Genomic DNA, 11,964 nt, shown 5'->3' on the forward strand with positions numbered 1-11,964 from the left:
AACTTTCGTTCATAATCGACGTGCCCTGAGTTTGAACCCCTCTCCCGGCCCTGTCAACGGCGCAGCGGGTACGGTTCCGACGAGATTTCCGCACCGTGGAGAGCCCATGACGCACCCCGCCGCCGACCCGCCGTCACCACCGCCACCGGAGGCGGTGGGCCCGCTGATGCGCAGCCTGTCCGTGCTGCGCGCGCTCTCCGCGGGCGGCGGACGGCAGGCGGTCGTCGACCTCGTCCGCGCAACCGGCCTGGCGCGCTCCACCGTCGACCGCGTACTGAGCACGCTCGCCCGCCTCGGCCACGTACGCGTCGAAGGCCGGGACGCGGTGCTCGCGCCCGGCCTGCTGGAACTCGGCAACGCCTACCTGGCCGCCTCCGAGCTGCCCGACCGGCTCGCCCCGGCCGCCGAGCGGCTCGCCGACGCGCTCGACGAGTCGGTCTCGCTCGCCGTGCCGGACGGCGACGGGGTGCGCTTCGTCCACCAGGCGACGCGGCGGCGCGCGATGTCGCTCGCGTTCCGCATCGGCGACCTGCTGCCCGCCGAACGGGGCGCGGTCGGCGCGCTGTTCGCCGGTGACTGGGACGAGGACGCCTGGCGGCGCTGGCGGCAGCGGCGTGCGGCGGACCCCACGGACGCCGGGTTCCCGGCCGTACCGCCGCGCCGGTACGAGAGCGGCGGTACCGGACCGGCGGACGCCGCCGCAGACGCCGCCGCGGACATCGCCGCGGACTTCACCTCCCGGGTCGAAGCGGCCCGGACCGACGGCTGGTCACTGGACGACCAGCTGCTCGAACCGGGCCTGGTCGCCATCGCCATGCCCGTCCGCGATGCCCGGGGCCGCCCGGTGTGCGCGGTGAGCGTCGTCAGCCACACCAGCCGCCTCGCCGCCCGCGACCTCCCGGCCGCCGTGCTCCCCCGGCTGCGCGACACCATCGCCGAGATGGAACGGGCCCTCGCCGACCCGGCACCCCTCGCCTGCGCCACCCCGTCGGGACCGCCCGGACCCCCCGGACCGCCTGGGCCTTCCGGACCGCCCGGACCGCCTGGGCCTTCCGGCCTGTCCGCCACCCGGCACGCCTCCTGGATGCGCGCCTCGAAACAGGAACTGGGCCCGGAATTCGTCGAATCCCTGGCCCGTGGTCTGCTCACCCTCACCGCGTTCGGCGCCGGCCGGGCCGCGCTCCCCCTGACCGCCGTGGCGGAGGCCACCGGCCTGGCCCGCGCCACCGCGCGCCGCGCCCTGCTCACCCTCGAACACCTCGGCTACCTCGCCTCGGACGGCCGGCTCTTCCGCCCCACACCGAAGGTGCTGGAGCTGGGCTTCGCCCCGCTCTCGGGCCTGACGCTGCCGGACATCGCCCAGCCGCACCTGGCCACGCTGGTGGAGCAGGTGCACGACTCCGCGTCGATGGCGGTGCTGTCCGGTACGGACATCCAGTACGCGGCCCGGGTCCCCACCGTACGGATCATGAGCGTCAACATCACCGTGGGCACCCGCTTCCCCGCGTACCCGACCTCCATGGGCCGGGTCCTGCTCGCGGACCTGCCACCGGCGGAACGCGCCGCCCACCTGGCCCGCGCCGGCCTCACCCCGCTCACCCGCCACACCATCACCTCCCCCGAACGCCTCGCCGCCGTCCTGGAAGAAGCACGCGAGGACGGGTACGCCCTGGTGGACGAGGAACTGGAGGAGGGCCTGCGGTCGATCGCCGTACCCGTACGCGACCGGCACGGCCGCGTCGTGGCCGCCGTCAACGTCTCCACCCACGCGGGCCGCCGCTCACCCGCCGAGGACCGCGACGCCCTCCTGCCGCCCCTGCGCACGGCCGCCGCCCGCATCGAGGCGGACCTGCACACGGCGGGGCGGTACGTACGGATCGCGCTCACCTGATACTCCGGTCGCCATCCGTCCCGCACCGCCCCGCTACGCCCCGCAACGCCCCGCTACGCCCCGCACCGCGACGACCCGGCCGCTCCGTGGTCCTCACCGGGGCATCAGCTCGGTATGAACCACTTCATGTAGGAGTTCGAGTCGGAGAAGGTGCTCGTGTACGCGTTGCCGTTCAGGTTGGAGTCCAGGGCGCGCCTGTTCTGGTAATTGATCATCGCGTACACGTCGTCCATCAGGTATCTCTGCTCCCACCACTGCTTGGGGTCGTCCGAGTTGCAGGAGACGGCGCTCACGCGGTCACTCCCCGGTCCCCCGCCCGCGACGCAGAGGCCAGTCTTGCTGCTCTGCAGCATCACACCGTTGGTCCCGGTGTAGAAATTCCAGCGCTGGTAGGGGTTGTTCGCGCCGCAGCCGTTGCTGTTCTTGGAGGTGTAAACGGCTCCCTTGACGTCGCCGTCGAGGCAGTATCCGGTCTGCCAGTTCGTGAGGGTCTTGGCCGAACTCGCGGCGCGCAAGGACGCTGCGGACGCCGGAGACTGCGCTGCCACGACGGTCATACAGGCCGCGGCGACCAGGGCGCCGATGACGCCGGTCTTCTTCTTCACCGAAATCTTCACTGCTCATCTCCACTGGGAGTTTTTGGGTGGGGGGGGGAAAGCCTGGACGCTCATGGCGTCAGTTGTGGATTTGCAGGCCGTTGATGTGGCTGAGCGCGTCCACCACGTCGGTCATGTAGATGTTCTGGTAACAGTCGGCCGGAGAGTTGTTCGCGGCGGGATTGCTGCATTTCGTGGGCGTGCCGGTACCGGCGCTGATCAGGCCCCGCGCCACGACGGAGCCGTCCACGTTGTAGGAGAACACCGGGCCGCCGCTGTCCCCCTTCATCGCCGTGGTGCGCTTCTCCGTCTGCTTCAGGAGGTAGACCTCGACCAGGTCCATGTCCTTGGTCACCCGTACGAAGTGCTTGCCCTCGACGACCTTCAGGCCGCAGATCTCCCCGGACAGCGAACCGGACGCGCAGAGGTACTCACCCACGACGGAGTGCCGTGCGTCCTTCACCTCGCGAAGCTGCTGGAGCTGACGGTAGATGGGCTGGCCGGCCCACACGGTGAAGTTGTGCTGCCCGCCGTGGTGCGTGGCGATCAGCGCGGTGTCGTTCTTCTCCCACCGATGCTCCGTCGTGCCGGCCTTGACGTCGAGGTCGCCGGCGTACCACTGCTTGCCGACCTCACCGCAGTGCGCGGCAGTCATCAGGTAGTCGGTGTTCGCCTGGGGCGACCAGACCGAGAAGCCCGCGGTGCAGATCGGGCCGCCCTTATAGGTCCGCCGCAGCAGGCTTCCGCCGGAGGGCAGGGGCACGTCCTGCTCGCGGGACTCCAGCGCGGTCGGCGCCGGGGTGACGGTTCCGCTCCACGGCACGTCCGGGGTCACGGCACGCAGCGCGGAACGCGCCTGCCCGGCCGTGGCCCGCGGCGCTCCCTGGACCAGGATTCCCGACCCGTCGGAGCGGGGGCCCGCCGCGTGCACCGTGGCCGGCCGGCCGTCGATGGTCAGCGGCTTCCCGACGAGGGCGCGGGACGCCTCGCGCAGTTCGGCCCGGTTGTACGGCGCGGCCCGCAGGATCACCCGCACGCCCTTGGCCCGCTGCGGCGCCACCGCGGCCTCGACCCGTCCGGCATCGCCCTTGTGGTAGAGGGTTACGGAGTTGGTCTCGACGGACAGGGTGATGCCGGAGAACGCCTGAGATCCGTCGAGCGTCTTCTCGATGGCATGGGCCGCCCGGCTCAAGGGTTCCTGTGCGGTGGCCAGTTCATTCCACGAGCTGAAGCCCGCGGGCGGCTTTCCGGTCGCCGTCTCCGTGGTTCCCGCCGCGGTTTTCGATGCGGAGGGGTTCGATGCGGAGGGTTTTGATGCGGAGGGTACGGAATCGGCGGAGTGCGCCGACGCCGCCGGGCCGGTACCCAGGGACACGGCGGAGACGACAGCCGCGGTGGCCAGGCCGGCCCCGGACATCCAGGCTCGGCGTCGGGTCCGTGAGGAGCGGAACCCGGTGGTTCCCGAAGGCGGTGAAGTGGTCACAACTGTCCTTAGACGTGGCATCGTCGGCGTACGCCGGGGGTCGGGAATTCGTGTGTCACGGTCCGGGCGGGCGACCGGCCCACCCGGTACCGAAAGAATTCCACCGGCACGCGATGCTTTTCTAACGAAGACCTAATGCCTCCTCGTTAGGCCGGACCTGACGCGTCTTCCCGCAGTGGTGTGTGTCCGGGGCCGACGGCGGACCGTGCGCCCCTCACGCCCAAGGCGCCTGTCCGGTCCCCTTCGACCACGCGGCGAGCCGGTCGCCGTCGAAGCAGCGGATGCCGCAGGTACGGGCGTAGTCGGCGGCGGGTCCGGTGAAAGCGCTCGTGGTGACGACGGCGGCGATCTCGGCCTCGTGCACCGTGTAGCAGGTGCCGCCGAAGCGCTGGACGTCCTGGGAGCCGACCTTGTTCGTCTCGCTGTACCGCTTGCACTGGATGATGATCCGGCGGCCGTCGGACGCGGTGGCCAGGACGTCCGCGCCCAGGTCCCCCGCGCCGCCGACGACCTGTACGTCCCGGCAGCCGTCCCGTTCGCAGAGGCGGGCTATCGCCTGCTCGAAGGCGTCCGCGTCCATGGCGAGGAAGTCCTCGATGCTCCACGGGGCGGCCATGGGCGCGGTGTCGGGCGCGACGGCGGTTTCTTCCGCCGCTGCCGCCAGAGCCACCTCCGCCTCGGCTTCGACCTCCGCCCTCCCCGCCCGTGCCGCGCGCCGCAGTTCACGCAGGCGCGGCATGCCGCGGGCCGCCACAACGATCAGGGCGAGGAGGAGCGGGAGGGCGACGGCGCCCACGGCGAGGGCCGGGCCCGGGTGCTCCGCCGCCCACCGGGCGGCCTCGCGGACGGCGAGGAACCCGCCGCACACGAGCACGCCGACCACGGCCAGGACGAAGACCGTCCGCCGCATCGGGTACGTACGGACACGAGACCGGAGTGATGTCCCGTCAACTCCCGCGGGTGCGGCCACAGGCGGTGCTCCTTCACTTCCACGACGGTCATGGTTCCTCGTCCGTCTTCTGCCCCGCGAAAGCCGATCCATGATCACCAAGGCGCCGCACGCGCCGCCGCCGGGCATTCTCCAGATCCCGCGCCACAGCCAGCACGACCGCCACCACGACGAACACCACCGCCACCAGCGCGGCCGACGACATCAGCACCGGATGCACGGATCTCCCAAGGAACAGGCGGCGAAAGGCGGCGGAATCACCAGACCTCGGAAAGCACCATGCGGCACCGCCTGCCGCCCCGCCCCTCGCCACCGCCACTCCGCGCGCCCGATCACCCGAATTCAGTACATAGGGCCCCGCGCACCGCCCTACGCGGGCACGCGACTCCCTTGCGCCCACAATTCCTCGGCGTGTTCGGCGAACCGGTCGAACATTCCGCCGTCCCCCTGCCTGCGCAAATGCAGCAACGGCGAATCATGCCCCACCAGCCGGGCAAGGTGCGGCGTCACGAACGCGTCGTCATCGAAGCGGAATACCGAGAGACCCAGGTGATACACGGCGTCCTCGGCAGCGCTGAACCGGATTTCCAGACCGTCCGCCGGCCCCGTACGGTCCAGTTGCTCCAGCGTCGTACGGATCCGTGTCGAGACCGTCAGCGTCACCTTTTCCGCGCGCTCCCGGTCCCGGGTGACGCCCCCTCCGGATCACCGATCAGGAACCGTACCCGGCATCCCGCGCCGGCCTTCCGCCGCAGCGTCTCGGAGAACGCCGGCACCTGCGACCACAGGAAGTAATTCGTGTACCCCGCGAAGAACAGTTCCTTGTCCGCGCCCCGGATCAGTTCGCCCCATACATCGGAGGGACAGGCGGAGCGGTACGGATAGCTGTGCACCAATTCCCGGTCGTACCCGCTCTTGACGCGGTCCTTGACCGACTGCGGCCAGATCATCTCTTCACCCACTCCCAACGCCCGACAGGCGTCCTCGCGGTTTCGTGCATGGGGTGTCAGTTCCGCGTCGGCCAGCCGCCTGCGACGCCATCCGGCAGGCCACCAGTGAGCACCCACGCCGTCTACCGCTATGTGCCCCATACGATCCGGCACGTACCGGAAGGCGGCGTCTCCTACGAAGCCTTCTGCACAGCCGCCGGGTGCGACGCCGAGTCCGGCCCTCAGGAGGACCAGGACCCGGCTCAGCAGTGGGCACTGCGCCACAGCGGTCTGACCGGCCACGACCTGTTCCGGCGTGTGGTCTCCGACCATGCGCGGGTGACCCGGGAGGGGTGACCACCCGCTTCCTGTCCGCTCTGGTTCGTCGTACGGAATGTTCACCCTGCAGGGCGAGGCTCCGCCGGGTGCAGCCCTACGGGGCGAGCATGCCCCTCAGTGCCGCCAGTGCCGCCAGTGCCGCTTCGTGTACGTGTGCAGTCGTGCCCGGACGTCGGCCGGTGGCAGGAAGTGCGCCCAGCGTTCGGGGTATTCAGCCGGGGGCGGCGCGCCCGGGTCGTCGTCCTCGTCGCCGTCGTCGTCCTCCTCGTCGTCCGGCTGCGAGTCGCCGGTGAGGGCGGCCTCTCCGGAGGCGGCCGTGGCGCCCAGGCCGACGGCGGCCAGGGCGGCGCGCTGGGCCGCGGCCACCTCGCGGGCACGGCGTACCTTCTCGGCGCGGCCCGCCGCGGTGGCGACCGAGGGCCACACCCGGTCGAGAGCGGCGTTCATGGCCGCGCCCACCAGGACCGCGAAGGCGGAGACGCCGATCCACAGCAGGACCGCGACCGGCGCGGCCAGCGAGCCGTAGATCGTCGGGCCTTCGACGGTCTGCGTCAGGTAGACGCGCAGCAGCAGGCTGCCCAGTACCCACATGGCGAGGGCGACGACCGCGCCCGGGATGTCCTCGCGCCAGGGCGAGCGCACCGGCACGGACACGTGGTACAGCGTGGTGAGGAAGGCGACCGACAGGATCAGGACGACCGGCCAGTACAGGATGCGGATGGCGGTCCCGCTCGCCGGCATCCAGCTGACGACGGTGTCCGGACCGACCACCATCAGCGGCAGCGCGACGGCGCCGACCACCAGCGCGGCCAGGTAGAGCACGAAGGCCAGCAGCCGGGTCCGGACGATGCCGCGCCGCCCGTCCAGGCCGTACATGATCGTGATGGTGTCGACGAAGACGTTGACCGCGCGGGAGCCGGACCACAGGGCGATGGCGAAGCCCAGGGAGACGACGTCCGGGCGGCGGCCGGTGAAGATGTCGTCGAGCAGCGGCCGGGCGATCTCGTTGACGCCCTTGCTGGACAGGAGGGTGTCGGAGGCGCTGAGGATGTTCTCGCGGATGTGGTCGATGGTCTCCTGGCCGATCCAGGGCTCCATGTAGCCGAGCAGGCCGATGAAGCCGAGGAGCAGGGGCGGCAGCGACAGCAGGCAGAAGAACGCCGCCTCGGCGGCGAGCCCGGTGACGCGGTACTCCATGCACGAGTGGACGGTGTCCTTCAGCAGCAGCCAGGCGAGGCGCCGTTTGGAGACGTTCCGGTACAGGACCCGGGCCCTGTGCAGACGGCCGGACGGCCGCTGCGCTGCTTCTTTCACTGGCTGCACCTCCTTACCGTATCTGTCATGGCAGCCACCACTCATACGGTCACGAACCAGCCTCCGCCCCTGGTCGGGTACGACGTCTTCGCCGCGGACGCGGCGCTCACCGAGGGCGTCGCGCGGCACGTCCCGCCCGCTCTCCAGGGCGAGGTGCGACGGGAGCTGGGCGAACTGGGCCGGGCTGCGGGCTCGGCCCACGCGCAGCGCTGGGGCGCGCAGGCCGACGGCCATCCACCCGTTCTGCGTACCCACGACCGGTACGGCAACCGGGTCGACGAGGTGGAATTCCACCCGTCGTGGCACCGGCTGCTGGGGCGCGGCGTCTCCGCCGGGCTCACCGACGCCTGGTCGCGGCCGGCCGGGCACGTCCGGCGCGCGGCCGGGTTCCTGGTGTGGACGCAGGCCGAGGCGGGCCACGGCTGCCCGCTGTCGATGACGCACGCGGCGGTGCCGGCGCTGCGGGCCGACCCGGCGCTGGCGGCGGAGTGGGAGCCGCGGCTGACCTCCCGGGTGTACGAGGCGGGGCTGCGGCCGGTGGCGGACAAGCCGGGCGCGCTGGCCGGGATGGCGATGACGGAGAAGCAGGGCGGCAGCGACGTACGGGCGGTCGGCACCGTCGCCGAGCCCCTGTCCGCCGACGGTGAGTACGTACTGACCGGGCACAAGTGGTTCTGTTCCGCGCCGATGTCGGACGCGTTCCTGGTGCTGGCGCGGACGTCCGGGGACACGTCGCAGCGGGTGGACGAGGACGGGCTCTCCTGTTTCCTGCTGCCGCGGGTGCTGCCGGACGGCAGCCGCAACTCCTTCCGCATCCAGCGGCTGAAGAACAAGCTCGGCAACCGCTCGAACGCGTCGGCCGAGGTCGAGTTCGACGGCACGACCTGGGCGCGGCGGGTCGGCGAGGAGGGGCGCGGGGTGGCGACGATCATCGAGATGGTCGCGGCGACCCGGCTGGACTGCGTGACGGGCTCGGCGGCGGTGATGCGGCAGGCGGTGGCGCAGGCGCTGCACCACACCGCGTACCGGCAGGCGTTCGGCAGGCCGCTCGCCGAACAGCCGCTGATGCGCAACGTCCTCGCGGACCTGGCGCTGGAGTCGGAGGCGGCGACGGCGCTGGCGCTGCGGCTGGCGGCGGCGTACGACGCGGACACCGACCAGGAGCGCGCCTTCCTGCGGCTGGCGGTCCCGGCGGCCAAGTTCTGGGTGGCCAAGCGCTGCACGCCGGTGGCCGCCGAGGCGCTGGAGTGCCTGGGCGGCAACGGTTACGTGGAGGAGTCCGGGATGCCGCGGCTGCTGCGCGAGTCGCCGCTGAACTCGGTGTGGGAGGGGTCGGGCAACATCCAGGCACTGGACGTGCTGCGGGCGCTGCGCCGCGAACCGGCGGCCCTGCACGCGTTCCTGACCGAGATCGGTACGGCCCGGGGCGCCGACCACCGCCTGGACGGCGCGATCAAGGGGCTGCTGACCGAACTGGCCGACCTGGAGGGCATCGAGGCCCGTGCCCGGCGCCTGGCGGAGCGGATGGCGCTGGTGCTACAGGGCTCACTGCTCGTACGGTACGCGCCGCCCGAGGTCGCCGACGCGTTCTGCGCCGCACGCCTGGGCGTCGACCACGGCGCCTCCTTCGGCACCCTGCCGCACACACTCGCCCTGCGCGCGATCGTGGAGCGGGCCCGGCCGGTGGCGGGGCCCGGACCCGGGCGCTGACGGACGCGGGGGACGTACACGGGGGGGACGTACGCCGGGAATGTATGTGGTGGGACGTACGCCGGGGACGTACGCGGTGGCGGGCCCCGTTCCCGGAAGAGGGGGGTGGGGCCCGGGGCCCGCCACCGTGTGGGCGGGGAGCGGTGCCGCGCCGACCCGGCGCCGCTCCCCGGTCTCGGACCGGCCCTCAGGACCGGCCCGCGAGGTCTGCTGTCACCCGTTGCCGCGGGGGCTCGTACGCGGCCTCCGGAACGCGGCGGCACCCGGCGGCGCCCCGGGGACGGCGGCCGGGCGCCGGACACCGTGGCGGCGCGTAGCGCGGGCCGTCCGGAGGCCGTTCGCCGCACCGGACACGACGGCACGAGGAATGACGGTCACCATGACGTTGCCTCCTCTCGCCGTGCCGGTCACCTTCCCCGCCGCCGTCATACGCCACAACAGTTGCAGCCGGTTGCAACCAATTGACGCAATCCCCCGTTCGGACGGGCCCGGTGACGGCACCATGGGCGGCAACCGCGGACAGTGCACAACGGAGAGAACAGCGTGAGCGACAGACCGAGCGACATGGGTATCTGGTCGGCCCAGGAGGTACGCGAGACGACGCGACGGCTCGCCTCCCTCCGTGAGGCCGCGCTCTGCGGTGCCCCGACGGCCACCGGCACCCGCACCGTGATCTGCGAGTCCTGGCGCCGGGCGCTGGACCGCGGCGTCGATCCCGACCGGGACCGCCGCGAACGCCCGCTGACCGTGGAGGAGCTGGAACACCGGCGGCACAGCTCCCGGCTCGCGTCACTGCTGCCCCTGTTCAACAGCGGTCTGCTGCCGGCCGCCGACGCCGCCCAGCAGATCATGGTCGTCACGGACGCCGAGGGCCGGGTGCTGTGGCGGGAGGGCTGCGCGCCGGTCCGGCGGATGGCCGACCGGCACGGCTTCGACAAGGGCGCGGACTGGACCGAGGACATCGTCGGCACCAACGCCATAGGGACCGCGCTGGTGGCCCGCCGCCCCGTCCTGGTGCACACCGCCGAGCACTTCGTCCGCACCCACCACCAGTGGACCTGCGCGGCGGCACCGCTGCACGACCCGCGCGACGGGCGGCTGCTGGGCATAGTGGACGTGAGCGGCCCGGCACACACCTTCCACCCCACCACCCTGTCGCTGGTCTCCGCGGTGGCCCGGCTCGCGGAGAGCGAGCTGCGCGACCGGCACCACGGCGCGCTGGACCGGCTGCGGGCGAGCGCCGCGCCCGTACTGGCCCGGCTCGGCGGGCAGGCACTGGCCGTCGACAAGGACGGCTGGACGGCGGCGGTCACCGGACTGGCGCCGCCGGACCGGGTCGCGCTGCCCAAGTCCCCCGAGGCCGGGCCGCTGTGGCTGCCGCGCTACGGCATGTGCACGCTGGAGCCGCTGCCCGGCGGCTGGCTGATACGTGTCGGCGCGCCGCAGGGTGAGGAGCCCCGGGCCAGCCGGGTGCTGCTGGACCTCGGCAACCGCGCCCGCCCGGCGGTCACCGTCACCGGCCCGGCGGGCAGCTGGACGCACGAGCTGAGCCCCCGTCACGCGGAGGTGCTGTTCGTACTGGCACACCGGCCGGAGGGGCGCAGCGCGGCCGACCTGGCACAGGACCTCTTCGGGGACCGCGCCCGAACGGTCACGGTACGGGCCGAGCTGTCCCGGTTGCGCCGCCATCTCGCGAGTGTGCTGGCGCACCGCCCGTACCGCTTCGCCGACGGGGTGGACGTGGACCTGCGCCTGCCGCCGCGCCCGGTGGACCTGCTGCCGCATTCGACGGCTCCGGCGGTGGTGGCGGCGCGGACGGCGTGAGCGGGCGGCGTGAGCGGACGGCGTGAGCGGGCGCGGGTCCGGCACGCGTGACCGGGGGGGCGAGCCGGGGCCGAGCCCCGGTCGAGCGCCCGTACGGCCGGTTCTGCGGCCGGTGCGCTGTGATGTGCTGGGCCCATGACGCTCACCGTGACCACCTGGTACCTCGAACAGACCGCGCCCGGCGACCTCGCCCCCGCCTCCGCTCCCCCGGAGGAACAGCGGGTGCGGATCGCGCGGGCGGAGGTGATCTCCCCGGAGTTCAGCCGGTTCCTGTACGCGTCCGTCGGCGGGGACATCGCCTGGACCGACCGGCTGGGGTGGTCGTACCGGCAGTGGGAGGAGTTCCTCGGGCGGCCCGGTGTGGAGACCTGGGTGGCGTACGAGCGGGACACGCCGGCCGGGTTCGTGGAACTGGACGCGCAGGCGGAAGGGGTGGTGGAGATCAGCTACTTCGGGCTGCTGCCGGCCTTCCGGGGACGGCGGATCGGCGGGCACCTGCTGGCGTACGGGACCGCGCGGGCCTGGGACCTGGCGGAGCGGTGGCCGGAACGGGCGAAGACCCGGCGGGTGTGGGTGCACACGTGCAGCAAGGACGGTCCGCACGCGCTGGACAACTACCGGCGCCGCGGCTTCCGGGTGTCCGCGACCGAGTCGGCGGAGGAAACGGAGAAACCGACTCCGGGTCCGTGGCCGGGCGCCTGACCGGCCGCCTGACCGGTCGCCTGACCGGCGGTTCCGAATTCCGCCGAGCAGGCGGGAAAGGGGCCGGGAAAAGGACCGGGGAAGGGGCCGGATACGGGACCGAGAGAGGACCGGAGAGGACCGGAAAAAGACCGGGAAAAGGGGAGGACGGGGCGCGGAGCCCGTCCTTCCGCGGCGTGACCGGCACCACGCCATCCCGCCATTCGGGACACTCTCGTCCATATTCT

General features: G+C 72.5%; 12 protein-coding genes. 5 read left to right on the forward strand and 7 right to left on the reverse strand.

Going from position 1 to position 11,964, the window contains the following annotated elements; genetic code table 11:
- Window positions 1-106 precede the first annotated feature (106 nt).
- Window positions 107-1,891 carry an IclR family transcriptional regulator domain-containing protein gene (locus A6A06_RS26790; protein WP_073764067.1) on the forward strand — a complete coding sequence of 595 codons (1,785 nt, stop codon included), beginning with the start codon at window positions 107-109 and terminating at the stop codon, window positions 1,889-1,891.
- A gap of 104 nt (window positions 1,892-1,995) precedes the next feature.
- On the opposite strand, the gene A6A06_RS26795 is transcribed toward A6A06_RS26790, so the two are convergent.
- The 6 genes from A6A06_RS26795 to A6A06_RS43800 all read right to left on the reverse strand — a co-directional run bounded on the left by A6A06_RS26795 (window position 1,996) and on the right by A6A06_RS43800 (window position 5,869).
- Window positions 1,996-2,508, reverse strand: a complete 513-nt coding sequence (locus tag A6A06_RS26795; RefSeq protein ID WP_242440951.1) for an RICIN domain-containing protein — start codon at window positions 2,506-2,508, stop codon at window positions 1,996-1,998.
- A gap of 58 nt (window positions 2,509-2,566) precedes the next feature.
- A complete protein-coding gene (locus A6A06_RS26800) occupies window positions 2,567-3,679 on the reverse strand; it encodes a hypothetical protein (protein WP_199931168.1) in 1,113 nt (370 codons plus the stop codon).
- Between the two features lie 505 nt (window positions 3,680-4,184).
- Complete coding sequence (locus A6A06_RS26805; RefSeq protein WP_073764071.1) at window positions 4,185-4,880, reverse strand: restriction endonuclease; 696 nt, start codon at window positions 4,878-4,880, stop codon at window positions 4,185-4,187.
- A gap of 88 nt (window positions 4,881-4,968) precedes the next feature.
- Window positions 4,969-5,139, reverse strand: coding sequence for a hypothetical protein (locus A6A06_RS42110; RefSeq protein WP_199931169.1), 171 nt, complete (start codon window positions 5,137-5,139; stop codon window positions 4,969-4,971).
- Between the two features lie 149 nt (window positions 5,140-5,288).
- Complete coding sequence (locus A6A06_RS43795; protein ID WP_338015953.1) at window positions 5,289-5,582, reverse strand: hypothetical protein; 294 nt, start codon at window positions 5,580-5,582, stop codon at window positions 5,289-5,291.
- Complete coding sequence (locus tag A6A06_RS43800) at window positions 5,579-5,869, reverse strand: hypothetical protein (RefSeq protein WP_338015954.1); 291 nt, start codon at window positions 5,867-5,869, stop codon at window positions 5,579-5,581. Before A6A06_RS43800 ends, A6A06_RS43795 begins: the two co-directional genes overlap by 4 nt.
- Window positions 5,870-5,974: 105 nt before the next feature.
- Between A6A06_RS43800 and A6A06_RS26815 the strand changes: the two genes are divergently transcribed.
- Entirely contained in the window at window positions 5,975-6,205 is a 231-nt protein-coding gene (locus A6A06_RS26815; protein WP_073764073.1) for a DUF7848 domain-containing protein, read from the forward strand.
- A gap of 96 nt (window positions 6,206-6,301) precedes the next feature.
- On the opposite strand, the gene A6A06_RS26820 is transcribed toward A6A06_RS26815, so the two are convergent.
- The gene (locus A6A06_RS26820; protein WP_199931170.1) at window positions 6,302-7,510 is read right to left on the reverse strand and encodes a YihY/virulence factor BrkB family protein; all 1,209 of its coding nucleotides are present in this window, start codon (window positions 7,508-7,510) and stop codon (window positions 6,302-6,304) included.
- An 18-nt stretch (window positions 7,511-7,528) separates the two neighbouring features.
- Here A6A06_RS26820 and A6A06_RS26825 point away from each other — a divergent pair, with 18 nt between their 5' ends.
- The 3 genes from A6A06_RS26825 to A6A06_RS26835 all read left to right on the forward strand — a co-directional run bounded on the left by A6A06_RS26825 (window position 7,529) and on the right by A6A06_RS26835 (window position 11,737).
- Window positions 7,529-9,211 carry an acyl-CoA dehydrogenase family protein gene (locus A6A06_RS26825; RefSeq protein ID WP_073764075.1) on the forward strand — a complete coding sequence of 561 codons (1,683 nt, stop codon included), beginning with the start codon at window positions 7,529-7,531 and terminating at the stop codon, window positions 9,209-9,211.
- Between the two features lie 543 nt (window positions 9,212-9,754).
- The gene (locus tag A6A06_RS26830) at window positions 9,755-11,035 is read left to right on the forward strand and encodes a GAF domain-containing protein (protein ID WP_199931171.1); all 1,281 of its coding nucleotides are present in this window, start codon (window positions 9,755-9,757) and stop codon (window positions 11,033-11,035) included.
- A gap of 135 nt (window positions 11,036-11,170) precedes the next feature.
- A complete protein-coding gene (locus A6A06_RS26835; protein WP_073764079.1) occupies window positions 11,171-11,737 on the forward strand; it encodes a GNAT family N-acetyltransferase in 567 nt (188 codons plus the stop codon).
- The last annotated feature ends 227 nt before the right edge of the window (window positions 11,738-11,964 follow it).

It is taken from the genome of Streptomyces sp. CB02923 (assembly GCF_001905005.1).
Taxonomy (GTDB): domain Bacteria; phylum Actinomycetota; class Actinomycetes; order Streptomycetales; family Streptomycetaceae; genus Streptomyces.